The sequence below is a fragment of the Kitasatospora sp. NBC_01539 genome (genome assembly GCF_045040525.1).
GTDB lineage: Bacteria > Actinomycetota > Actinomycetes > Streptomycetales > Streptomycetaceae > Kitasatospora.
In genome coordinates this window covers 6,201,545-6,224,314 of sequence record NZ_CP109390.1, presented here as the reverse complement: position 1 = coordinate 6,224,314, position 22,770 = coordinate 6,201,545, and the positions used below count along the sequence as shown (strand labels likewise).

At 71.8% G+C, this 22,770-nt stretch carries 23 protein-coding genes and 1 riboswitch; of the genes, 10 read left to right on the top strand and 13 right to left on the bottom strand.

The genetic code is table 11. The features are described 5' to 3' along the window. Positions 1 to 42: 42 nt before the first annotated feature. Positions 43 to 160, bottom strand: a riboswitch (SAM riboswitch). A gap of 102 nt (positions 161 to 262) precedes the next feature. After that, the gene (gene trpD / locus OG335_RS26970; protein ID WP_405013709.1) at positions 263 to 1,339 is read right to left on the bottom strand and encodes an anthranilate phosphoribosyltransferase; all 1,077 of its coding nucleotides are present in this window, start codon (positions 1,337 to 1,339) and stop codon (positions 263 to 265) included. A 132-nt stretch (positions 1,340 to 1,471) separates the two neighbouring features. After that, entirely contained in the window at positions 1,472 to 1,897 is a 426-nt protein-coding gene (locus OG335_RS26965) for a hypothetical protein (protein ID WP_405013708.1), read from the bottom strand. Positions 1,898 to 2,223: 326 nt separating this feature from the next. Between OG335_RS26965 and OG335_RS26960 the strand changes: the two genes are divergently transcribed. The 5 genes from OG335_RS26960 to OG335_RS26940 all read left to right on the top strand — a co-directional run bounded on the left by OG335_RS26960 (position 2,224) and on the right by OG335_RS26940 (position 7,012). Further along, positions 2,224 to 2,844: a heme-copper oxidase subunit III gene (locus OG335_RS26960; protein ID WP_405013707.1), complete on the top strand. Its 621-nt coding sequence runs from the start codon at positions 2,224 to 2,226 to the stop codon at positions 2,842 to 2,844. 158 nt (positions 2,845 to 3,002) lie between these two features. Continuing rightward, on the top strand, positions 3,003 to 3,809 hold the full coding sequence (locus OG335_RS26955) for a c-type cytochrome (RefSeq protein ID WP_405013706.1): 807 nt from the start codon (positions 3,003 to 3,005) through the stop codon (positions 3,807 to 3,809). 8 nt (positions 3,810 to 3,817) lie between these two features. Further along, entirely contained in the window at positions 3,818 to 4,870 is a 1,053-nt protein-coding gene (locus OG335_RS26950; RefSeq protein WP_405015536.1) for a Rieske 2Fe-2S domain-containing protein, read from the top strand. After that, positions 4,867 to 6,525: a cytochrome bc complex cytochrome b subunit gene (locus OG335_RS26945; protein WP_405013705.1), complete on the top strand. Its 1,659-nt coding sequence runs from the start codon at positions 4,867 to 4,869 to the stop codon at positions 6,523 to 6,525. The genes OG335_RS26950 and OG335_RS26945 overlap by 4 nt, the downstream gene beginning before the upstream one ends. Positions 6,526 to 6,643: 118 nt before the next feature. Continuing rightward, the gene (locus OG335_RS26940) at positions 6,644 to 7,012 is read left to right on the top strand and encodes a GntR family transcriptional regulator (protein WP_405013704.1); all 369 of its coding nucleotides are present in this window, start codon (positions 6,644 to 6,646) and stop codon (positions 7,010 to 7,012) included. A gap of 73 nt (positions 7,013 to 7,085) precedes the next feature. Here OG335_RS26940 and OG335_RS26935 read toward each other — a convergent pair whose 3' ends face one another. The 4 genes from OG335_RS26935 to coxB all read right to left on the bottom strand — a co-directional run bounded on the left by OG335_RS26935 (position 7,086) and on the right by coxB (position 11,578). After that, positions 7,086 to 8,312 (bottom strand): Ig-like domain-containing protein, encoded by a 1,227-nt coding sequence (locus OG335_RS26935; protein WP_405013703.1) that lies wholly within the window; start codon positions 8,310 to 8,312, stop codon positions 7,086 to 7,088. Positions 8,313 to 8,532: 220 nt separating this feature from the next. After that, a complete protein-coding gene (locus tag OG335_RS26930) occupies positions 8,533 to 8,949 on the bottom strand; it encodes a cytochrome c oxidase subunit 4 (protein WP_405013702.1) in 417 nt (138 codons plus the stop codon). Continuing rightward, positions 8,949 to 10,727 carry a cytochrome c oxidase subunit I gene (ctaD, locus tag OG335_RS26925; RefSeq protein ID WP_405013701.1) on the bottom strand — a complete coding sequence of 593 codons (1,779 nt, stop codon included), beginning with the start codon at positions 10,725 to 10,727 and terminating at the stop codon, positions 8,949 to 8,951. Before ctaD ends, OG335_RS26930 begins: the two co-directional genes overlap by 1 nt. Further along, on the bottom strand, positions 10,724 to 11,578 hold the full coding sequence (gene coxB / locus OG335_RS26920; RefSeq protein WP_405013700.1) for a cytochrome c oxidase subunit II: 855 nt from the start codon (positions 11,576 to 11,578) through the stop codon (positions 10,724 to 10,726). The genes ctaD and coxB overlap by 4 nt, the downstream gene beginning before the upstream one ends. 340 nt (positions 11,579 to 11,918) lie before the next feature. On the opposite strand from coxB, the gene OG335_RS26915 reads away from it, so the two are divergent. After that, positions 11,919 to 13,364, top strand: a complete 1,446-nt coding sequence (locus OG335_RS26915; protein WP_405013699.1) for a cysteine desulfurase/sulfurtransferase TusA family protein — start codon at positions 11,919 to 11,921, stop codon at positions 13,362 to 13,364. On the opposite strand, the gene OG335_RS26910 is transcribed toward OG335_RS26915, so the two are convergent. Next, positions 13,357 to 14,331 (bottom strand): carbohydrate kinase family protein, encoded by a 975-nt coding sequence (locus OG335_RS26910; RefSeq protein WP_405013698.1) that lies wholly within the window; start codon positions 14,329 to 14,331, stop codon positions 13,357 to 13,359. The genes OG335_RS26915 and OG335_RS26910 overlap by 8 nt on opposite strands. 232 nt (positions 14,332 to 14,563) lie before the next feature. Between OG335_RS26910 and OG335_RS26905 the strand changes: the two genes are divergently transcribed. Next, complete coding sequence (locus OG335_RS26905) at positions 14,564 to 14,779, top strand: hypothetical protein (protein ID WP_405013697.1); 216 nt, start codon at positions 14,564 to 14,566, stop codon at positions 14,777 to 14,779. Positions 14,780 to 14,882: 103 nt separating this feature from the next. Further along, positions 14,883 to 15,479, top strand: a complete 597-nt coding sequence (locus tag OG335_RS26900) for a hypothetical protein (protein WP_405013696.1) — start codon at positions 14,883 to 14,885, stop codon at positions 15,477 to 15,479. Positions 15,480 to 15,558: 79 nt separating this feature from the next. On the opposite strand, the gene OG335_RS26895 is transcribed toward OG335_RS26900, so the two are convergent. After that, entirely contained in the window at positions 15,559 to 15,912 is a 354-nt protein-coding gene (locus OG335_RS26895) for a HesB/IscA family protein (RefSeq protein ID WP_405013695.1), read from the bottom strand. Between the two features lie 154 nt (positions 15,913 to 16,066). On the opposite strand from OG335_RS26895, the gene OG335_RS26890 reads away from it, so the two are divergent. Further along, the gene (locus tag OG335_RS26890; protein WP_405015535.1) at positions 16,067 to 16,978 is read left to right on the top strand and encodes a GNAT family N-acetyltransferase; all 912 of its coding nucleotides are present in this window, start codon (positions 16,067 to 16,069) and stop codon (positions 16,976 to 16,978) included. Between the two features lie 34 nt (positions 16,979 to 17,012). Here OG335_RS26890 and OG335_RS26885 read toward each other — a convergent pair whose 3' ends face one another. The 3 genes from OG335_RS26885 to OG335_RS26875 form a co-directional block, all read right to left on the bottom strand. Continuing rightward, positions 17,013 to 18,380 carry a pyridoxal phosphate-dependent decarboxylase family protein gene (locus tag OG335_RS26885; RefSeq protein ID WP_405013694.1) on the bottom strand — a complete coding sequence of 456 codons (1,368 nt, stop codon included), beginning with the start codon at positions 18,378 to 18,380 and terminating at the stop codon, positions 17,013 to 17,015. 201 nt (positions 18,381 to 18,581) lie between these two features. Beyond that, positions 18,582 to 19,046: an Lrp/AsnC family transcriptional regulator gene (locus OG335_RS26880; protein ID WP_405013693.1), complete on the bottom strand. Its 465-nt coding sequence runs from the start codon at positions 19,044 to 19,046 to the stop codon at positions 18,582 to 18,584. Between the two features lie 86 nt (positions 19,047 to 19,132). After that, complete coding sequence (locus tag OG335_RS26875) at positions 19,133 to 20,059, bottom strand: NADP-dependent oxidoreductase (RefSeq protein ID WP_405013692.1); 927 nt, start codon at positions 20,057 to 20,059, stop codon at positions 19,133 to 19,135. 217 nt (positions 20,060 to 20,276) lie between these two features. Here OG335_RS26875 and nadA point away from each other — a divergent pair, with 217 nt between their 5' ends. After that, positions 20,277 to 21,458: a quinolinate synthase NadA gene (nadA, locus tag OG335_RS26870; RefSeq protein WP_405013691.1), complete on the top strand. Its 1,182-nt coding sequence runs from the start codon at positions 20,277 to 20,279 to the stop codon at positions 21,456 to 21,458. Positions 21,459 to 21,540: 82 nt separating this feature from the next. Here nadA and OG335_RS26865 read toward each other — a convergent pair whose 3' ends face one another. Together OG335_RS26865 and OG335_RS26860 are read right to left on the bottom strand one after the other, a co-directional pair. Next, positions 21,541 to 21,834 (bottom strand): hypothetical protein, encoded by a 294-nt coding sequence (locus OG335_RS26865; protein WP_405013690.1) that lies wholly within the window; start codon positions 21,832 to 21,834, stop codon positions 21,541 to 21,543. An 84-nt stretch (positions 21,835 to 21,918) separates the two neighbouring features. Further along, positions 21,919 to 22,701, bottom strand: a complete 783-nt coding sequence (locus tag OG335_RS26860; RefSeq protein ID WP_405013689.1) for a PspA/IM30 family protein — start codon at positions 22,699 to 22,701, stop codon at positions 21,919 to 21,921. Positions 22,702 to 22,770 lie beyond the last annotated feature (69 nt).

The following is a 22,770-nucleotide window of genomic DNA, read 5'->3' as shown; positions in this document are numbered from 1 at the left end:
GTGCTCCTCACGGGGTGGGGACCCCGGGGATGCATCGCCGGTGGTCCGCGCTTGCCACGCGGACGACATGCCGCGCGGCCCGGTCCTCACCCAGGGCACCCCGCCACGGACGGAGGGTTGCCGGACAGCAAGCTGGGGCTTGTCGCTGCCACTCATGACCTGGTGAGGACTCTAGGCGAGAGCTGAGGAGCGGTCAAGGCCGGGCGGGTGCGGGGGCCGCCGCCCCCGCACCCGGCGGCCGTGTCAGCGGCGCGTGGTGGCGTCAGCGGCGCATGGTGGCGTCGGCCCAGCGCTTGAGCGTGGCCTCGGCGGCTCCGGAGTCGATCGCCGCGGCGGCCCGCTCGATGCCGGCCGCGAGCTGCCCGGTGAGCGGCGCGTCGGTGAGGTCGAGCGCGGCGAGGGCGGCGGCCGTGTTGAGCAGGACGGCGTCCCGGACGGGCCCGCGCTCGCCGGCGAAGAGGCGCCGGGCGACGGCGGCGTTGTACTCGGCGTCCGCGCCGCGCAGCGCCTCGATGCCCACCAGCTCGATGCCGACGTCCCGCGGGTCGAAGGCGGTCTCCGTGACGGCGCCGTCCTTGACGATCCACACGTGCGAGGTGGTGGAGACGGTGAGCTCGTCGAGGCCGTCGTCCCCGCGGAAGACGAGGGCGCGGGCGCCGCGCCGGGCGAGCACGCCGGCGATCAGCCCGGCGAGCCGGGTGTCGAAACAGCCGATGGCGTGGGCGGTGACCCTGGCCGGGTTGGTGAGCGGGCCGAGGATGTTGAAGGCCGTGGGCACGCCGAGGTCGCGGCGGGCCGGGGCGGCGTGCCGCATCGCGGGGTGGAACTTGGCGGCGAAGCAGAACGTGAGGCCGACCTCCTCGGCGACCGCGGCGACCTGCCGGGCGTCGAGGTCGAGGCTGATGCCCAGCTTCTCCAGCACGTCGGAGGAGCCGCTCGCGGAGGAGGCGGCCCGGTTGCCGTGCTTGACGACCTTGGCGCCGGCCGCGGCGGCGACGATCGCGGACATGGTGGAGATGTTGACCGTCTTCGCCCGGTCGCCGCCGGTGCCGACGATGTCGACCGCCGGGCCGGGGATGTCGAGCGGTTCGGCGTGCGCGTACATGGCGTCGACGAGGCCGCTGATCTCCTCGACCGTCTCGCCCTTGGCCCGCAGCGCGACCATGAAGCCGGCGACCTGGACGGGCACGGCCTCGCCGGCCATGATCCGGTCCATCGCCCAGGCGGTGTCGGCCCGCGTGAGGTCCTGGCCGGCGAGCAGCGAGGTCAGCAGATCCGGCCAGGTGCGGACCACCTGCACGGGGTCCTTGCCGCCGTTCGCAGGGTTCACGTTCACCATGGCCGACTCCAGCTCTCATCGGTGGTACCGAAACAGGGATGGAGTCAGCCTAGCGAGCACGGACGGGCGGCCGGACCGATCCGGCCGCCCCTTCTCTCCTGGTGAGACGGCCCTCCGGCGGGCCGGGAGCGGTCAGTGGTGGGCGGGGGTCCGCCGGGCGATCCGGGCGCGCAGGAGGGTGGCCGCGGCCTCGGCGAGGGCCATCGGGTCGACCGGCTGGGCGATGGCGGCGTCGGCCCGGCTCCAGGCGGCGAGCCAGGCGTCCTGCGGGCGTCCGATGAGGACGAGCACCGGCGGGCAGCCGTAGATCTCGTCCTTCAGCTGGCGGGTGAGGCCGAGCCCGCCGGCGGGGACGGCCTCGCCGTCGAGCACGCAGAGGTCGATGCCGCCCTTCTCCAGGGCGCGGAGCACGGCGGGGGTGGTCGCGCACTCCAGGTACTCGACCTGCGGCAGGTCGGCGGCGGGCCGGCGGCCGAGCGCCAGGGTGACCTGCTCGCGGGTGGTGCGGTCGTCGCTGTAGACGAGAACGGTGAGCGTCTCGTCGGTCGTGTGCGCCATGGGCCCTGCTCCCGGGTGCTCGTCCTCTTAATATGTGCCGCGCTCCGAACGGCCCAGTGTGATCCGGACCACGTTCTCCCTCGGATGCTACTCCCGTGCACCCCTCCCGGTGAGCCCCTGGCACGATCTCTCTCAAGCCGCCGCGCGCGGATCTCACCCGATCGGGGGACATCCGCTCACCCGTCTCGAACAACCGTCAGAAAACGGACAGTGCGCAGACCCACCGGCCCGGCTCCCCCGCCCCGGAGGCCAGGGGGGCATACCGCACGCACCGGACACTCCGAGGAGCACCCCCCGGCGTGAAGACGGAATAAGGGACCGACATAATGTCCGTCGTGGCGACAGCAACAGCAACAGAAACCGGACACGCGCACGGAGCGGTCAACAGGCCGAACCTGGTCAGCGTCGGAACCATCGTCTGGCTGAGCTCCGAGCTGATGTTCTTCGCGGCCCTGTTCGCGATGTACTTCACGCTCCGCTCGGTCATGGGGCAGGAGTTCTGGCACGAGAAGGCGGAAGCCCTCAACGTGCCGTTCTCCTCGGTGAACACCACGATCCTGGTGCTCTCCTCCCTCACCTGCCAGCTCGGCGTCTTCGCCGCCGAGCGCGGTGACGTCAAGAAGCTCCGCTCGTGGTTCGTCATCACCTTCGTGATGGGCGCGATCTTCATCGGCGGTCAGATCTTCGAGTACACCGAGCTCGTGAAGGTGGACGGCCTGTCGCTGTCCTCCGACCCGTACGGAACGGTGTTCTATCTGACCACCGGCTTCCACGGCCTTCACGTGACGGGTGGTCTGATCGCCTTCCTGCTGGTCCTGGGGCGGACGTACGCCGCCAGGCGGTTCACGCACGAGCAGGCCACCGCCGCGATCGTGGTGTCGTACTACTGGCACTTCGTCGACGTCGTGTGGATCGGCCTGTTCGCGACCATCTACCTGATCAAGTAAAGGCTGATCAGGTCGCTGGCCGCGGCCGGAGACAGCGCCCGCCCTCACGCGGACGCCCCGCCGACCGGTCCGCGCCCCACCCGGGTACCGGCCCCGAGCAGACCGGTGTCCCCCGGGCGCAGCCACCAGCCGACCAGATCCTGACACCGGGGTAATCCGTGAAAAAGCTCTCCGCACGACGGCGCCACCCACTGGCGGCGCTGGTCGTCCTACTTCTCGCCCTGGCGGCCACCGGGGGGCTGTACGCCGCGTTCGCGCCCGCCGAGCGGGCGCAGGCCGACACTTCCTCGCAGTCGCTCGCGATCGACGAGGGCAAGAAGCTCTTCGCCGTGGGCTGCTCCTCCTGCCACGGCCTCGACGGCCAGGGCAGCTCCGACGGCCCGAGCCTGGTCGGCGTCGGCTCGGCCGCGGTCGACTTCCAGGTCGGCACCGGCCGCATGCCCGCGCAGCAGGCCGGCGCCCAGGTGCCCAAGAAGCCCGTCGTCTACTCCCAGGCGCAGATCGACCAGCTGGCCGCGTTCGTGGCCTCGCTCGGCCCCGGCCCGGTCGCGCCGACCAAGGAGCAGTACACCTCGGCCGACCCGAAGGACGTGTCCGCCGGCGGCGAGCTCTTCCGCACCAACTGCGCCCAGTGCCACAACTTCGCCGGCAAGGGCGGTGCCCTGACGCAGGGCAAGTACGCCCCGTCGCTGGAGGGTGTCGACGCCAAGCACATCTACGAGGCCATGCAGACCGGCCCGCAGAACATGCCGTCGTTCCCCGACACGACGATGCCGGAGGAGCAGAAGAAGCAGATCGTGGCGTTCGTCCGCCACACGAACGATGAGCCCAACCCGGGCGGTCTCGCGCTGGGCAGTCTCGGTCCGGTGACCGAGGGCCTGTTCGGCTGGATCTTCGGCCTCGGCCTGCTCATCTTCGTCGCGATCTGGGTCGCCGCCCACACCACCAAGGCCAAGAAGTCATGAGCCACGAGATGTCTGACGAGAAGCTTCCGGAGTCGTACGGCTCCGAAGGGCACGAGGTCGCCACGCACGGCGACCCCTTCGCCGACCCCGGGCTGCCGGCCCACGAGCCCCGCCGTACGGACATCGACGAGCGCGCCGCCAAGCGCGCGGAGCGGCAGGTCTCCCTGCTGTTCATCGTGTCGATGCTCGCCACGATCGGGTTCATCGCCTCGTACGTGATCTTCGACATCGACAAGATCATCTACGTCTTCCCGCTGGGTCACATCAGCGCGCTGAACTTCGCGCTCGGCATGACCCTCGGCGTGGCGCTCTTCTGCATCGGCGCGGGTGCCGTCCACTGGGCGCGCACCCTGATGTCCGACCACGAGATCCCGGCCGAGCGCCACGCGATCGAGGCGGACGACGAGCTGCGCGCCGACGTCATCGAGCAGTTCAGGACGGGTGCGGCGGAGTCCGGCTTCGGCCGGCGCAAGATGCTGCGCAACACCCTGATCGGCTCGATGGCCCTGGTGCCGCTGTCCGGCGTCGTGCTGCTGCGCGACCTGGGCCCGCTGCCCGAGGACAAGCTGCAGCACACCGGCTGGATCGAGGCCACCCCGGCCAGGCCGATCCCGCTGATCAACATGAACACCAACGAGCCGATGAAGCCCGAGGACATCGTGGTCGGCTCGCTGACCTTCGCCAAGCCCGAGGGCCTGGAGGAGGACCAGGAGTTCTTCCAGCAGCAGATCGCCAAGGACGCCCTGATGCTCGTCCGGATCGCTCCGGAGGACCTCAAGGACAAGTCGTCCGCCGAGCTCGGCTTCGAGGGCATCCTCGCCTACTCGAAGATCTGCACCCACGTCGGCTGCCCGATCAGCCTGTACGAGCAGCAGACCCACCACGCGCTCTGCCCCTGCCACCAGTCGACCTTCGACCTGGCGGACGGCGCGCGCGTCATCTTCGGCCCGGCCGGCCACCCCCTGCCGCAGCTGAAGATCACCACTGACGAGAAGGGCTTCCTGGTCGCCACCGGCGACTTCGAGGAGCCCGTCGGCCCGAGCTTCTGGGAGCGCGCGTGAGTACCGCGAAGAGCGCCGCCACCGGCGCCTCCAAGCCGGCCAGCACCCGCGCCAAGCCTGCGAACAAGTTCGAGGCTGCCGCTGACTGGACGGACGGACGGCTGGGGATCTACACCCTCGCCAAGTCCAACCTGCGCAAGATCTTCCCGGACCACTGGTCCTTCATGCTCGGCGAGATCTGCCTCTACACCTTCATCATCATCATCCTGACCGGCGTCTACCTGACGCTGTTCTTCAAGCCGAGCATGGCCGAGGTCGTCTACCACGGCCCGTACGCCCCGCTCGACGGCATCCGGATGTCCGAGGCGTACGCCTCGACCATGGACATCAGCTTCGAGGTGCGCGGCGGTCTGCTGATCCGCCAGATCCACCACTGGGCCGCGATCGTCTTCGTCGCCGCGATGCTCGTGCACATGATGCGCGTCTTCTTCACCGGCGCGTTCCGCAAGCCGCGCGAGATCAACTGGCTCTTCGGCGCCGGTCTGCTCTTCCTCGGCATGTTCGACGGCTTCATGGGCTACTCCCTCCCCGACGACCTGCTGTCGGGCACCGGCATCCGGTTCATGGAGGGCGCGATCCTGGCGGTGCCGCTGGTCGGCACGTACCTGCAGTTCTTCCTGTACGGCGGGCAGTTCCCCGGCACCGACATCGTGCCGCGGTTCTTCACCATCCACGTGCTGCTCATCCCGGGCATCATGCTGGGCCTGCTGGTGGCGCACCTGATCCTGGTCTTCTACCACAAGCACACCCAGTTCGCGGGTCCCGGCCGCACCGAGAAGAACGTCGTCGGCATGCCGCTGATGCCGGTCTACATGGCGAAGGCCGGCGGCTTCTTCTTCCTGGTGTTCGGCGTCATCTCGGTGATGTCCGCGGTCGCCACGGTCAACCCGATCTGGGCGTACGGCCCGTACCGCCCGGACCAGGTCTCCACCGACGCGCAGCCCGACTGGTACATGGGCTTCTCCGAGGGCCTGATCCGCGTCATGCCCGGCTGGGAGATCCGCGCCTGGGGCCACACCCTCAACATGGGCGTGTTCGTCCCGCTGATGGTCTTCCCGCTGGTGCTCGCCGTCATCTGGCTGTACCCGTTCGTCGAGGCCTGGGTCACCGGCGACAAGCGCGAGCACCACATCGCCGACCGCCCGCGCAACGCCCCGGTCCGCACCGCCTTCGGCGCGGCCTGGATCAGCGAGTACCTGCTGCTGCTCATCGGTGGCGGCAACGACCTGATCGCGACGCACCTGCACCTGTCGATCAACTCGATCACGTACTTCGTGCGCGTCGGCTTCTTCGTCGTCCCGGTGCTGGTCTTCTTCATCACCAAGCGGTGGTGCATGGGCCTGCAGCGGCGCGACAAGGACAAGGTGCTGCACGGCCGCGAGAGCGGCGTCATCAAGCGCCTGCCGCACGGTGAGTTCATCGAGGTCCACCAGCAGCTCCCGCAGGAGCGGCTGTACACGCTCACCGCCCACGAGCAGCCGCAGCCGGCCGAGCTCCCGGCCGCGGTCGACGAGAACGGGGTGGCCCGCAAGGTCGGCCCGGTCGAGCGGACCCGCGCCAAGCTCTCCGAGTCGTTCTACGGCGACGGCTCCCAGGTCGCCAAGCCGACCTCCGAGGAGCACCACGAGATCACCAGCGGCCACGGCCACCACTGATCCCGCGCCGACGTCACGGCACCCCGGGGGCCCCTGCCGAACGGCAGGGGCCCCCGGGCGTTCCGGCGCCGTCCACAGGCCGTCCTGACGGGGCCTGCGGCCTGCCAGAATGGGCCGCGTGCAGCTGACCATCGATCACACCGCCGCCACTCCCCCGTACGAGCAGGTGCGGGCCCAGATCGCCGAGCAGGCCCGGAGCGGGACCCTGCCGGTGGGCCTGAAGCTCCCCACCGTGCGGGCCCTCGCCGAGGAGCTGGGGCTGGCCGCCAACACCGTCGCGCGTGCCTACCGGGAGCTGGAGGCCGACGGCGTGGTGGAGACCCACGGGCGCCGCGGCACCACGGTCGCCGCGGCCGGCGACTCCGCCCACCGCTTCGCGGCCGCCGCGGCCGCCGAGTACGCCGAGCGGGCCCTGCGGCTGGGCGTCTCCCGGGACGAGGCGCTGGCCGCCGTCCGCACGGCCGTGCAGGTCGCCTACGGGTCCTGAACGCCCGTGGGCCGGCCCGGCGGGTGGAGGACATCCCACCCGCCGGGCCGGCCCACGGGCCTGCCGGCTCCGGTCAGAGCAGGGGCCGCATCGCCCCGGACGCCTGGGCCGCGCCCTCCGCGGCCCCGACGGTGGAGATCTGACCGCCCGCCGCCGAGTGCTTCACCCAGTCCGTCCAGGTGATGTTCCAGTCGCCGAAGCCGTTGCCGAACGGCTCCATCTCGTGGCCGAGGCTGTTGACCACCTGGACGACGTCGCCGATCCGGGTGTTGTCGAAGAACCACTTGGCGTCGGCGGTGCTCATCCCGGTGCAGCCGTGGCTGACGTTCGCCCGGCCCTGCGAGCCCACCGACCAGGGCGCGGCGTGCACGTACTCGCCGCTCCACGTCACCCGGGTCGCCCACTCGACGTTCAGGTCGTACGAGTCGGCGCTGCCCGCCGCGATGCCTATCGTCTCGCCGCTCATCCGGACGGCGGCCTCCTGGCCGAGCACGACCTTGATGCCGTTGCGGGTGTCGAACCCGGGCTTGCCGGTGGTCACCGGTATCGTCCTGACCACCTCGCCGTTGCGGCGGTACGTCAGTTCGTGCGCGGCCGCGTCCACGACGGCCTCGACACGGTCGCCGGTGCGGAACGAGAGGGTGCTCGGTGCGCCGCCGTACAGGCCGTCCGAGACGGGGGTGCCCGCGATGTCGAACGCGAGCTTCACGGTGGCGTCCGTCGGCCAGTACTCCTGCGGACGGAAGTGCAGGTTGCTGTCGTCGACCCAGTACCAGGCGCCGGTGACGGCGGGCTGCGAGGTGACGGTCAGACCGCGCTCGACCTCCCGGCGGGCCGCCGCGTCCTTCACCGGGGCCGAGAGCTTGACCGTGAGCGGCTGGCCGACGCCGTAGACGCCGCTGCCGGCCGAATCCGGGCCGAGCTGGGCGGTGAGCAGGTTCGTCGCGTCCGCCGTGGTGAACGGGGTGACGGTCTCCCCCCGGCCGCCCTTGCCGTCGTCGGCGGCTATTCGTGCGGTGTACGCCGTCCCGGCCCGCAGGTGGGCGGTGGTCCGCCAGCTGCGCCCGTCGTCCGCGAGGCGGCCGGCCACGAGCTTGCCGTCCGGTCCCGTCACGGTGACGTCCGTGAGGGTGCTGCCGGCCTGGGCGGTCACCGTGAAGGGTTTGGCCGGGTCGACCCGGCCGGCCGCCGACGTGTGCACCAGGGGTGCGGCGTCGACGGTGCGGGTGGCGGGCACCGTGGTGTCCGCCGATCCGGACGAGCATGCTGCCAGTGGGGCGAGGAATATGAGGGCCGCCATACCGGCCCGGCCGTGTGCGAGTCTCCGACAACCGTTCACCGGTGCCTCCGAGGTCTCCCGACGATGTACCAGAGCCTAGGAACGCGCCGGAGCCGTCAGCACCCCGGGAGGGGCTCCCGTTGCCCCACCCGGGTGAGATCCGTGGGCGGTTCGGGTCGGACACGCACCAGGGCCGGCCACCCCGTGGGGATGGCCGGCCCTGGTGCGGACGTGCCGGAACCTACTGGTTCTGGTCCTCGCCGCGGTAGAACTCGAAGACCCAGCCGAACAGGCCGACCAGGATGATCGGGAGCGACCAGTAGAGCAGCCACCAGCCGAAGATCACACCGAGGAAGGCGAGCGCACCACCGCAGGCGAGCGCGAGCGGCTGCCAGCTGTGCGGGGCGAAGAAGCCCACCTCGCCCGCGTCGTCGGCGACCTCGGCCTCGGGGTTGTCACCCGCGCCGCTGTCGACCCGGCGCGCGGTGAACGCGAGGTAGTAGCCGATGAACGCGCACAGGCCGAAGGCCAGGAACAGCGCGGTGGTGCCGGCCGGCTCCGCACCCTGGCTGCTGTTCGAGGTCCAGAGGCCGTACACGATGGCCATGATCAGGATGAAGACGGCGAACCCGCCGAAGATCTTGCCCTGCTCCTTCATCAGACGTCGCCCTCCTTCTTGGGCTTGTCCAGCTGCGGACGGTCGTACTGGGCCGGGGTCACGCCGGCGAAGTGCTTCGCGGCCTCACCGTGGTTCTCCAGGTAGTCCAGCGCGGCGATCTCCGGGTGGTGGAGGTCGAACGCCGGGGACTCGGACCGGATGCGCGGCAGCGTGAGGAAGTTGTGCCGCGGCGGCGGGCAGGAGGTCGCCCACTCCAGCGAACGGCCGTAGCCCCACGGGTCGTCGACCTCGACCTTCTCGCCGTACTTGGCCGTCTTCCAGACGTTGTACAGGAACGGCAGGATCGACAGGCCGAGCAGGAACGAGCCGATCGTCGAGATGGAGTTCAGCGTGGTGAAGCCGTCCGAGGCCAGGTAGTCGGCGTAGCGGCGGGGCATGCCCTCCGCGCCGAGCCAGTGCTGCACCAGGAAGGTCAGGTGGAAGCCGATGAACAGCGTCCAGAAGGTGACCTTGCCGAGGCGCTCGTCGAGCATCTTGCCGCTCATCTTCGGCCACCAGAAGTGGAAGCCGGCGAACATCGCGAACACGACGGTGCCGAAGACCACGTAGTGGAAGTGGGCGACGACGAAGTACGAGTCGGAGACGCTGAAGTCGATCGGCGGGGCCGCGAGCAGCACACCCGTCAGACCGCCGAAGAGGAAGGTGACGAGGAAGCCGACCGTCCACAGCATCGGGGTCTCGAAGCTGAGCGAGCCCTTCCACATGGTTCCGACCCAGTTGAAGAACTTCACACCGGTGGGCACCGCGATCAGGAAGGTCATGAAGGAGAAGAACGGCAGCAGCACCTGGCCGGTGACGTACATGTGGTGCGCCCACACCGTCACCGAGAGGCCGGCGATCGCGATGGTGGCCGCGATGAGGCCGGAGTAGCCGAACATCGGCTTGCGGCTGAAGACCGGGATGATCTCCGACACGATGCCGAAGAACGGCAGCGCGATGATGTACACCTCGGGGTGGCCGAAGAACCAGAAGAGGTGTTGCCACAGCAGGGCGCCGCCGTTGGCCGGATCGAAGACGTGGGCGCCGAACTTGCGGTCCGCCTCCAGGGCGAACAGCGCGGCGGCCAGCACCGGGAAGGCCAGCAGGACGAGCACGGCGGTGAGGAGGACGTTCCAGACGAAGATCGACATCCGGAACATCGTCATGCCGGGCGCGCGCATGCAGATGATCGTGGTGATGAAGTTGACCGCACCGAGGATCGTGCCGAAGCCGGAGAAGGCCAGGCCCATGATCCACATGTCGGCGCCGATGCCCGGCGAGCGGACGGCGTCGGAGAGCGGCGAGTACGCGAACCAGCCGAAGTCGGCGGCACCCTGCGGGGTGATGAAGCCGGCCACCGCGATGACCGAGCCGAACAGGTAGAGCCAGTAGGCGAACATGTTCAGCCGCGGGAACGCGACGTCGGGCGCACCGATCTGCAGCGGCATGATCCAGTTCGCGAAGCCGGCGAAGAGCGGCGTCGCGAACATCAGCAGCATGATCGTGCCGTGCATGGTGAACGCCTGGTTGAACTGCTCGTTCGAGAGGATCTGCGTCCCCGGACGGGCGAGCTCGGCGCGCATGACCAGGGCGAGGATGCCGCCGATCAGGAAGAAGGCGAACGACGTCGCCAGGTACATGGTGCCGATCGTCTTGTGGTCGGTGGTGGTCAGCCACTTGATGATCTGGCTGCCGCGCTTGGCCCGGCGGGCGCTACTGCCGACCGTGACGGCCCCGGCGCCCCCTCCGGCCGCGGCGGGCTCGTTGAGGATGGTCACTCTTCTTCACTTCCCGTGCTCGTGATGCCGGAGGGCACCGCACCGCTCTGGCCCTTGGCCTGCAGGTCCTTCAGGTGCTTCTCGTACTCGTCGTGGGTCACGACCTTGACGTTGAACAGCATCCGGGAGTGGTCCTGGCCGCAAAGCTCGGCACACTTGCCGGCGAAGGTGCCGAAGGAGGTCGGGGTGACCTCGAACGTGTTCACCACGCCCGGCACGACGTCCATCTTCATGAGGAAGTTGACGGGCCAGAAGTCGTGGATGACGTCCGTCGAGGTCAGCACGAACTGCACCGACTCGTTGATCGGCAGGTACAGCGTGGGCGGGTTGTTCGGCGTGCCGACGTCGTACGCGGCGGCGGTGTTGGCCGGGTCCGCGATCTCGGTGTTCTCGTAGTTGAACGCCCAGTTCCACTGGAAGCCGACCACGTTCACCACGTGCTGCGGCTTGGCGCTGACCTGGGTCAGGCGCGCCTCGTCGCGGGCGACGAAGTAGAACAGCACCGAGACGATGACGAGGGGGACCGCGGTGTACAGCGCCTCGATGGGCACGTTGTACCGGGTCTGAGCGGGGATCTCCACCTTGGTGCGGCTACGCCGGTGGAAGATCACGCTCCAGAGGATCAGACCCCACATCAGTGCGCCCACTGCCAGCGCCGCGATCCACGAGCCCTGCCACATGTGGAGGACCAGGGGGCCTTCCTCGGTGACGGGCGACGGGAGGCCAAGCCTGGGGAGGTCGTTGGCCGAGCAGCCGGTGGCGGTCGCGATGACGAGGCCCAGTGCCAGCGCCTGAGGCAGCTTCCGCCGCATCGTGCGCCGCGGCGAGCGGTCGGAGCCGTTGGGACTCACGTAGCGCCTTCCCGAAGTCTCGCCCGCGATCGCGTCACCCCCGGGAGTGCTGTGCGCCTCCCCGGCGACCCGGCCACGGGCACGGTTTGAATGCTTATGCGGGCCAAACGCTACTCCATCCTTATGCGGCACTCACGAGCAGCCCCCGGTAACACGCCCCCCGGCTACCCGATCAGCCGCCGCGGGCACGGACGTGCAGGTCATGGCGGACATTCGGGGCTCGCACACCCGATCGGGGGACCCGATTGCGACACGCGGGTGACGGAGCGTCGGATGGGACGAAAGCGGACAGACCGGACGGCTTCCGGGTGGCTCCGCGGCACCGGGATAGCGTGGACGCGTGTCGTACTTCGATGTGGCCTCCACCGCACCCCTGCACCCTGTCGCCCGGCAGGCCCTGACCGCCGCACTCGACGAGGGCTGGGCGGACCCCGCGCGACTGTACCGGTCGGGCCGTCAGGCCGCGATGCTGCTGGACGCGGCCCGCGGCACCGTCGCCGAGGTGCTCGGCGCCCGCGCCGACGAGATCTCCTTCACCGCGAGCGGCACCCAGGCCGTGCACCTCGGCATCCTCGGCACGCTGCGGGGCAACCGCCGCCGCGGCGGCCACCTGCTGCACTCCGCGGTCGAGCACTCCTCCGTGCTGCACGCCGCCGACCTGCACGAGGCGTCCGGCGGTGAGGTCTCCGTCGCCCCCGTCGACCGGCTCGGCCGGGTGGAGGCGGCGCGGTTCGCCGCCCTCCTCCGCGACACCACCGCGCTGGCCGTGCTCCAGCACGCCAACCACGAGGTCGGCAGCCTCCAGCCGGTCGACGAGGTCGCCGGCCTGTGCCGGGACGCCGGCGTGCCGCTGCTGGTCGACGCGGCGCAGAGCGCCGGCCGGCTCGACGTCCCCGCGGGCTGGTCGCTGCTGACGGCCAGTGCGCACAAGTGGGGCGGTCCCGCCGGGGTCGGCGTGCTCGCCGTCCGCAAGGGCGTGCGGTACGCGTCGCCGCTGCCCGCCGACGAGCGCGAGCGCGGCCGGGTGCCCGGATACGTCAACGTGCCGGCGATCGTCGCCGCCGCGGCCTCGCTGCGCGCCGTCCGGGCCGAGGCCGAGCGGGAGAACGCCCGGCTGCACGCCCTCGTGGAGCGGATCCGCGCCCGGGTGCCGCAGTTGGTGCCGGAGGTCGAGGTGGTGGGCGACCCGGTGCGCCGCCTGCCGCACCTCGTCACCTTCTCCTGCCTGTACGTCGACGGGGAGGTGCTGCTCGGCGAGCTGGACCGGGCCGGGTTCGCCGTCTCCTCCGGCTCCTCCTGCAGCTCCTCCACCCTGACCCCCAGCCATGTGCTCGCGGCGATGGGCGTCCTGACCGAGGGCAACGTCCGGGTCTCGCTGCCGTACGGCACGGCCGAGGCGGACGTCGAACGGTTCCTCGCCGTGCTGCCCGGCCTGGTCGCCGGTGTCCGGGAGCCGCTCGGGCTCGACCTCCCGCAGCCCGCGCGGCAGGAGCCCGCACGGCCGCAGCCCGGCGCGGGCACGCCAGCCGTCGACACCCCGGCCGTCGACGCCCTGGTCGTCGACGCCCTGGGCAAGCGCTGCCCGCTGCCGGTGATCGAGCTGGCGAAGCGGATCGGCGAGGTGCCGCCCGGCGGCACCGTGGCCGTGCTGGCCGACGACGAGGCCGCCCGGCTCGACATCCCCGCCTGGTGCCAGATGCGCGAGCAGGAGTACGTGGGCGAGGCCCCGGCCGCCGCCTACGGGGGCGACCGGGGCCTCGCCTACGTCGTGCGCAGGCTCAGCTGAGCTTCGCGCGGACCTCCGCCGCGGCCTCGTCGCCGTAGGCGGCGGCGAAGCGGTCGACGAAGTGGCCGCGGCGCAGCTCGTACTCCTGGGTGCCGACGGTCTCGATCACCAGGGTGGCCAGCATGCAGCCGAGCTGGGCGGCGCGCTCCAGGCCGAGGCCCCAGGACAGGCCCGCGAGGAAGCCCGCGCGGAAGCCGTCGCCGACGCCGGTGGGGTCGGCCTTGCGCACCTCGGCCGCGCAGCCGACGGTGATGGCCGGCTCGCCCTCGCGCTCGATGCGCACGCCCTTGGGGCCGAGGGTGGTGACGCGGGTGCCGACGCGGCCCAGCAGCTCCTCGGCGCTCCAGCCGGTCTTCGACTCGATGAGCGCGGCCTCGTACTCGTTGGTGAAGAGGTACGCGGCGCCGTCGACGATCTCGCGGATGTCGTCGCCCTCCAGGCGGGCCAGCTGCTGGGAGGGGTCGGCGGCGAAGGCGTAGCCGCGGCTGCGGCACTCCTGGGTGTGGCGGACCATCGCCTGCGGGTCGTCGGCGCCGATGAGCACGAGGTCGAGGCCGCCGACGCGGTCGGCGATCGGCTTGAGCTCGATGTTGCGGGCCTCGGCCATGGCGCCGGTGTAGAAGGACGCGATCTGGTTGTGGTCCAGGTCGGTGGTGCACATGAAGCGGGCGGTGTGGCGGGTCTCCGAGATGTGTACGGAGTCGGTGTCCACGCCGTTGCGCTCCAGCCAGCTGCGGTACTCGTCGAAGTCCGCGCCGGCCGCGCCGACCAGGATCGGGCGCAGGCCGAGCACGCCCATGCCGAAGGCGATGTTCGGGCCGACGCCGCCGCGGCGGATGTCGAGGGTGTCGACCAGGAAGGAGAGCGAGACGGTGTGCAGCTGCTCCGCGACGAGCTGGTCGGCGAAGCGGCCGGGGAAGGTCGTCAGGTGGTCGGTGGCGATCGAGCCGGCGACGGCGATGCGCACGGGGGTCTCCTCGGGTGGCCTGCTGGGCGGCCGGAAGCAGTGGTGGACCTGTCCACGGTACAGCCACGGCGCCCTCGGGCCGGGCCGACCCGGACAACGTCGCTACCGCGCGGTAGACCTGGTGGGGGCCCGTACGGGGGCCTAGGGTCGCAGGCATGGGGCCGGTGTCCGGTCCCGGCGAGGCGCCGCGGCGACGAGGCCGCGGCCCGGCGATCGGAGCGATGGACCGATGATGCCCACCCAGCCCTCCGTACGGATCCCGAGCCACCTGAAGGGTGACGCGGATCCGGACACCCTCGACGCCCTGGTGCACTCCTCCCGGCGGCTCGGGCGTTTCTGGCCACTGCTGGCGGCCGGCCCGCAGCCCGCGTCGTCCGCACCGGTCGGCGTCTCGGTGCCGCCCGGCGTCCAGCGGCTCGTGGCGTCGATGGCCGAGTACGGGGGCTGACCCCGGCGCCGTCCGCGGGGTGGAACCGTTTTCCTCCGGGACACGTCAGAGCGGTGCGGCATCCGCCGGGTGGCGGTGCCGAACCCTCGGGAGGAAGCCCACCATGGACGCAAGGACCGCAGTCGTACCGCGTCGGACCCGCCGTCGGCGGACGGCCGGACCGGCCGGGCTGGTGATCGCGGCGCTGGCACTGGCCGGGTGCGGGTCGGCCGCCGGCACGGGCGCGGCCCCCGGCACGGGGGTGCCGTCCTCGGCGGCCGGCACCGTGTCGCCCGTGCCGTCGGCGTCGCCCTCGGACCCGGCGGCGACGCCCGTCCCGTCGTCCCCCGTGCCGACGGCGAGCCCGCAGCCGGGGCAGCCGACCGGGCCCGGCATAGCCGTCGGGGAGCCGGCGCCGACGGCGGCGAGCCTCCCGGCGACGGGGTACGCGCTGAAGGACGGCACGCACCTGACGGTGGTGTTCCAGGCCGGGGTGTGCGAGAAGTACGGCCTGCGGGCGGACGAGCAGGCGCCCGGACTGGTGCGGGTGCGGGTGGTGGTCACGCAGCCGGCGCCGCGCGGCACGGCGTGCACGGCGGTGGTGGAGACGCAGTCGGTGGGGGCGCAGCTGGCCTCGCCGCTGGGCGACCGCAAGGTGGTCGACATGGCGTCCGGCACCACGCTCACCGTGCGGGGTGACGTGCCGGGCGGGCCGCGCTGAGCGGGGGACGCGGAGACGCCCGGGGGGCGGTCCCGTCGGAACGGGACCGCCCCCCGGGCGTCGTGCGTGCGTGCGGGGCTCAGCTGAAGGAGTCGCCGCAGGCGCAGGACCCGGTGGCGTTCGGGTTGTCGATCGTGAAGCCCTGCTTCTCGATGGTGTCGACGAAGTCGACGCTGGCACCGCCGAGGTAGGGGGCGCTCATGCGGTCGGTGACGACCTTGACGCCGCCGAAGTCCTTGACGACGTCGCCGTCGAGCGAGCGCTCGTCGAAGAAGAGCTGGTAGCGCAGGCCGGAGCAGCCGCCGGGCTGCACCGCGACGCGCAGCGCGAGGTCCTCGCGGCCTTCCTGCTCGAGCAGGCCCTTGACCTTGGCCGCGGCGGCGTCGGTGAGGAGAATGCCACTTTCGACGGTGGTCTCGTCCTGGACGGTCATGCTTACTCCCGGTCTGTGACGACTGTGTGCCGCCAGTGCCAACCGGCGGCCTCCCGGATTCATTCCGGTCGGTGGTCTTTTCGGGGGACGTTCCGGTCGCCCGGTCCCCCACGTCATCCATGCTCGCACACCGGCGGCCGGTACTCGGTGCCCGATCTGGGCAAAGCGGCCGCGCGGTCCGCGGCGGCGGGCCAGGATGGCTGGCGTGATCGTTCGCCGGATCCAGGACACGTCTGCGGATGCCTCGGCCGTCCGCGAGGTCGCGTGGGCGGCCCTCGGGGGACCGTCTGAGCTGTCGGACGGCCCGCGGAGGGCCGTGCTGCACGAGGCGCGGACCCGTCATCTGGTGGGGTCCGACCCGGAGGGCTGCTGGCTCGCCGAGCTGGACGGCCGGGTGGTGGGCACCGCCCTGTCGCTGCGGCGCGAGGGGGTGTGGGTGCTGGCGCTGTTCGCGGTGCACCCGGAGGTCCAGGGCCGGGGGGTGGGCCGGATGCTGCTGGAGCGGGCGGTCGTGCACGGGCGGGGGTGCCTGCGGGGCATGCTGTGCGCCTCGTCCTCGCAGGCGGCGGTGCGCAGCTACCGCCGGGCCGGGTTCACGCTGCATCCGACGATGGTGCTGCGGGGTGCGGTCGACCGCTCGGGGCTGCTGGATCCGGGCGACATCCCGGTGCATCCGGGCGGGGCGGCGCAGCTGCACCTGCTGGACTCGGTGGACCGCCGGCTGCGGGGTGCGGCGCACGGGGTGGACCACGCGTTCCTGCTGGCGCACCACGACGAGCTGCTGGTGGCGGACTCGCTGGCGGGCAGCGGCTACTGCTACCGGGACGGCGGGGCGGTGAAGCTGCTGGCGGCGACGTCGAGGCGGATCGCCACGCGGCTGCTGCGGGAGGCGCTGGCGCGGGTGCCGGACGGGACGGAGGCGTCGGTGGAGTTCCTGACGGCGGAGCAGGAGTGGGCCGTGGACGTCGGCCTGGAGGTGGGGCTGTCGGTGGGCACCCGGGGCTACCTGGGGCTGCGCGGGATGCGGCCGCCGGTGCCGTACGTGCCGAGCGGCGGGTTCCTGTAGGCGGGACGGCCGGGTGGCCGCCCCGCCGGGTAGGTCACGCCATGGTGGCGAGGATCTCCCGGACCATCTCCGGGGTGGTGCCGGGGTGGAGGAAGGCGAAGCGGGCGACGGTCTCGCCGTCCCAGCCGGTGGGGGTGACGAAGCCGATCTGGTCGGCGAGGAGCTGCCGGGACCAGCGGTAGTAGTCGTCCGAGGTCCAGCCGGTGCGGCGGAAGCAGACGGCGGACAGCTGCGGGTCGTGCAGCAGTTCGAGGTACTCGGTGTCGCGGACGAGCTGCGCGGTGTCGCGGGCGAGGGTGATGCCGGCCTCAATGGCGTCGGTGTACGCCTGGGTGCCGTGCACGGCGAGGGAGAACCAGAGCGGCAGGCCGCGGGCGCGCCGGGTGAGGTGGTAGGCGTAGTCGGTGGGGTTCCACTCGTCGCCCTCGGTGTGCAGGACGTCGAGGTAGGAGGCGTCCTGGGTGTGGACGGCGCGGGCGAGCTGCGGGTTGCGGTAGATCAGCGCGGCGCAGTCGAACGGCGCGAACAGCCACTTGTGCGGGTCGACGACGAAGGAGTCGGCGTGCTCGATGCCGTCGTACCGCTCGCGCACGGAGGGGGCGAAGAGGCCCGCGCCGCCGTACGCGCCGTCGACGTGGAACCAGAGGCCGCGCTCGCGGGTGACCTCGGAGAGCCCCTGGAGGTCGTCGACGATGCCCTCGTTGGTCGTGCCGGCCGTGCCGACGACGGCGATGACCGTCTCCGGGTGGGGGTCGGCGGCGAGCGCGGCGCGCAGGGCCTCGCCGGTGAAGCGGCGGTCGACGGTGGGGACGACGAACGCCTCGACGCCGATGATGTTGAAGGTGTTCTTGACCGAGGAGTGCACCTGGTCGGCGACGGCGATCCGCAGCCTGGTCTCCGGGCCCGCGCCGCGGGCGCGGCGGGCGGTGTCCCGTGCGACGACCAGGGCGGAGAGGTTGCCGGCGGAGCCGCCGGAGACGAAGGTGCCGCCGGCCGTGGCGGGGAGTCCGGCGCGGTCCGCTATGAGACGCAGCACCTGGTTCTCGGCGGCGATGGCGCCGGCCGCCTCCAGCCAGGAGATGCCCTGGAGGGAGGCGCAGGAGACCACCATGTCGAAGAGGAGGGCGGCCTTGGTGGGGGCGCAGGGGATGAAGGAGAGGTAGCGGGGGCTGTCGGCGGAGATGACGGCCCGGGAGAGCTCGTGGTCGTAGAGCTTGAGGACGTCGGCGGGGGCGTTGCCGTGCTCGTTGAGCAGGCCGGCGAGGTGGGTGCGCAGGTGGTCGCCGTCGCCGGGGTGGTCCAGCGGTACGGGGTCGTACTGCAGCCGTTCGCGCATGTAGTCGAAGACGAGGTCGACCAGGCCGTTGTCGGGCTGGTGCATGCGGTCGGCGGCTGCGGACACGGGGGTCCCTCTCGTTCTGGCCGGAAGCGTGTGCGGGCCGGTGCGGGTGGGGCAGGAGGGGCACACCGGACACGATCAGCCTAGGCAGCGGCGTCCGCCGGGCGCGCGTCGGAACGGGGCCGCCGGGGCAGCTTTCCGGCGTGTTCGACGGGGGCGGCGCAGGTTTCCTGCGCGGCGTGCGGCGGGGCCCGCCGCGGTGCCTCAGCCGATGAGGCGGGAGAGCACGACGGAGCTGCGGCTGCGCTGGACGCCGGGCTCCTTGCGGATGCGCTCGATGACGGCTTCGAGGTGGCGGGTGTCGGCGGCCCGCAGGTGGACGAGGGCGTCGGGGTCGCCGGTGACCGTCCAGGCGGCGACGACCTCGGGGAACTGCCGGAGGCTGGCGAGGAGCTCCTCGGGGCTGGTGCGGGCGCGGCAGTAGACCTCGACGAAGGCCTCGGTCTGCCAGCCGAGCAGGGCGGGGTCGAGGACGACGGTGAAGCCCCGGACGATGCCGCGGGCACGCAGCCGGTCGATGCGGCGGCGGACGGCGGTGGCGGAGAGGTTGGCGAGCAGGCCGATCTCGGCGTAGGAGGCGCGGCCGTCCCTGCTGAGGTGGGCGAGCAGGTGCCGGTCGGTGTCGTCCAGGGGTGCCCCGACCGGGTCCGGGGGTCGGTGCGTGCTCATGCTGCGGGCTCCACGGGTGGTGCGTGTGAGGGCGGTGGTGCCTCCGGTGCGGCGGCACACCGCCCCATTCTGGCGGACGGCGGAGGTCAGTCCACCAGCAGCACGATCTTGCCGCGGGTGCGGCCCTCGGCGTTGAGGGCCTGCGCGGACGCGGCCTGGGCGAGCGGGAAGGTGGAGGCGACGGGCACCCGGAGCCGGCCCTCGTCGGCGAGCCGGGCGAGTTCGGTGAGGTCGGCGGCGTCCGGGCGGGCCCAGACGTAGTGGCCTCCGCGGGCGGCGACGCCGTAGTCGGCGGCGGAGGCGACGGCGGCCGGGTCGCGGACGAGCTGGGCTGAGGCGTCGAGCGCGTCGCCGCCGACGAGGTCGAGCACGGCGTCGACGCCGTCGGGGGCGAGGGCGCGGACGCGGTCGACGAGGCCGTCGCCGTGGGCGACGGGTTCGGCGCCGAGGCCGCGGAGGTAGGCGTGGTTGCGTTCGCTCGCGGTGCCGATGACGCGGGCGCCGTACGCGGTGGCGATCTGGACGGCGAGGCTGCCGACGCCGCCGGCCGCGGCGTGGACGAGGACGGTCCGGCCGGGCCCGACGCGCAGGGTCCGCACGAGTGCCTGGTAGGCGGTGAGGCCGGCCAGCGGGAGGCCGCCGGCCTGGGCCCAGTCGAGGGCGGCGGGTTTGCGGGCGAGGGTGCGGACGGGTGCGGAGACCAGCTCGGCGTAGGTGCCGTGCTCGACGGTGTCCTTGCGGACGTACCCGACGACCTCGTCGCCGGGCCGGAACTCCGTGACGCCGCCGCCGACGGCCTGGACGACGCCCGCGACGTCCCAGCCCATGATCAGCGGGAAGCGGACGTCGAGGATGCCGTCGAGCAGGCCCTCGCGGATCTTCCGGTCGACGGGGTTCACGCCCACCGCGCGGACGCGGACGAGGACGGAGTCGGGGCCGACCCTGGGGTCGGGCACCTCCGTGTGCTCGACGACCTCGGGGCCGCCGTACTCCCTGATCACCATGGCCTTCATGGGGCAAGCCAACGCGATGACGGGGTCCGGGGCGGTGCGGCCACGCCGGGAAGGCGCCGATTCGGCGAGCGGTTCTCGTCACATCGACAGCTCGGCCATCGTCGATGTGACGCTAACGGGTTATCATAGATAGCGTCAGATGGACGAAAAGGCCCCGCGGCGACGCCGCATACCGGTAGGGGCCGGACAGAACGGCCGCACAGGAGGGCACCCGCCCGTGACCACGACCACCGAGACCTACGGCGTCGACCCCGCTCCGACGCCGCTTGCGCTGCTCCTGCTCGGCCGCGAGGCCGACCCGGCGAGCGAGCGCGGCGTCGAGTGCCCCGGCGACCTGCCCGCCGCCTCCGACCCCGACCTCGTCGCGCGCGCCCGTGCCGCGAAGGAGAAGCTGGGCGAGCGCGTCTTCATCCTGGGCCACCACTACCAGCGCGACGAGGTCATCGAGTTCGCCGACGTCACCGGCGACTCCTTCAAGCTGGCCCGTGACGCCGCCGCCCGCCCGGAGGCCGAGTACATCGTCTTCTGCGGCGTGCACTTCATGGCCGAGTCGGCCGACATCCTCACCACGCAGGCCCAGCAGGTCGTCCTGCCGGACCTCGCCGCCGGCTGCTCGATGGCCGACATGGCCACCGCCGAGCAGGTCGCCGAGTGCTGGGACGTCCTCACCGAGGCCGGCGTCGCCGGCACCACCGTGCCGGTGTCGTACATGAACTCCTCCGCCGACATCAAGGCCTTCACCGGCCGGCACGGCGGCACCATCTGCACCTCCTCCAACGCGAAGCGCGCGCTGGAGTGGGCCTTCGAGCAGGGGCAGAAGGTGCTGTTCCTGCCCGACCAGCACCTCGGCCGCAACACCGCCGTGCTGGAGATGGGCATCTCCCTCGACGAGTGCGTGCTCTACAACCCGCACAAGCCGAACGGCGGCCTCACCGCCGAGCAGCTGCGGGACGCGAAGATGATCCTCTGGCGCGGCCACTGCTCGGTGCACGGCCGCTTCTCGGTGGACTCCGTGAACGAGGTGCGCGCGCGGATCCCCGGCGTCAACGTGCTGGTGCACCCCGAGTGCAAGCACGAGGTGGTCACCGCGGCCGACATGGTCGGCTCGACCGAGTACATCATCAAGGCGCTGGACGCCGCCGAGCCCGGCTCGAAGTGGGCGATCGGCACCGAGCTCAACCTCGTGCGCCGCCTCGCCAAGGCGCACCCGGACAAGGAGGTCGTCTTCCTCGACCGGGCGGTCTGCTTCTGCTCGACCATGAACCGCATCGACCTGCCGCACCTGGTCTGGGCGCTGGAGTCGCTGGTGGACGGCCGGGTGCCGAACGTCATCACGGTCGACCCGGAGACCGAGAAGTACGCGAAGGCCGCGCTCGACCGGATGCTGGCGCTGCCGTAGCCACACCCGGACGGCGGTGGGGGCGGGCACCCGGCGGGTGCCCGCCCCCACGGCGGTCGTGCACGGCACCCGGGGGCGCCGGTTACCCGGGGATGCCGGGGATCAGCCCGTCGCCCTCGGTCCGCAGCAACCGGTTGACCTCGTCGATGGTGGCGTCGGAGCCGGGGAGGATGAGGTCCGACGGCTCCAGCGCGTCGTCCGGCAGCGGGGTGCCGTACTCCCTGACGGCGCCCAGCAGTCCGGCGAGCGCGGCCCGGAAGCGGGCCTCGTCGCCCGACTCCAGTGCCTTGAGCAGGTCGTCGTCCAGCCGGTTGAGGCGGTCGAGGTGGCTCGCGGCCACCTCGAACTGGCCTTCGCCCATGACCCTCATGATCATGCCGCTGCGTCCTTCTGTCGGTGGGGACTGCCCTGGTGTCTCAGACGACCCTGGTGTCTCGGACGACGTGCCGCGCGTCCCGGATCACTTGTTGTAGTTGATCTTCGACTGGTCCTGCTGGCCCTGCTCGATCGCCTGCGGGGCCGCCGCCGGGGATCCGCCGGTCAGCTCGGCCTTCATCCGGGCCAGCTCCAGCTCGACGTCGCTGCCGCCGGCCACCCGCTCCAGCTCCGCCTCGATGTCGTCCTTGCGGCCGAGACCGCTGGCGTCGTCCAGGGCGCCGGAGGCGAGCAGTTCGTCGATCGCGCCGGCCCGCGCCTGCATCTGCGCGGTCTTGTCCTCGGCCCGCTGGATGGCCAGGCCGACGTCGCCCATCTCCTCCGAGATGCCGGAGAACGACTCCGCGATCCGCGTCTGCGCCTGCGCCGCGGTGTACGTGGCCTTGATGGTCTCCTTCTTCGTGCGGAAGGCGTCCACCTTGGCCTGCAGCCGCTGGGAGGCGAGCGTCAGCTTCTCCTCCTCGCCCTGGAGCTGCTGGTACTGCACCTCCAGGTCGGTGATCTGCGACTGCAGGTTCGACTTGCGGGTGAGCGCCTCGCGGGCGAGGTCCTCACGGCCGAGCGACAGCGCCTTGCGGCCCTGGTCCTCGTACTTCGCGGACTGCTGCTGGAGCTGGGTGAGCTGGAGTTCGAGGCGCTTGCGCGAGGTGGCCACGTCGGCGACACCCCTGCGCACCTTCTGCAGCAGCTCCAGCTGCTTCTGGTAGGAGTAGTCGAGCGTCTCTCGCGGGTCCTCCGCACGGTCCAGGGCCTTGTTCGCCTTGGAGCGGAAGATCAGCCCCATACGCTTCATGATTCCGTCGCTCATGGGCCTCGGGTGCCCCCTTCTACGGGCCTGCGGATTCCGTCTCGTAACACATCGAGTCTATGTGCAGCG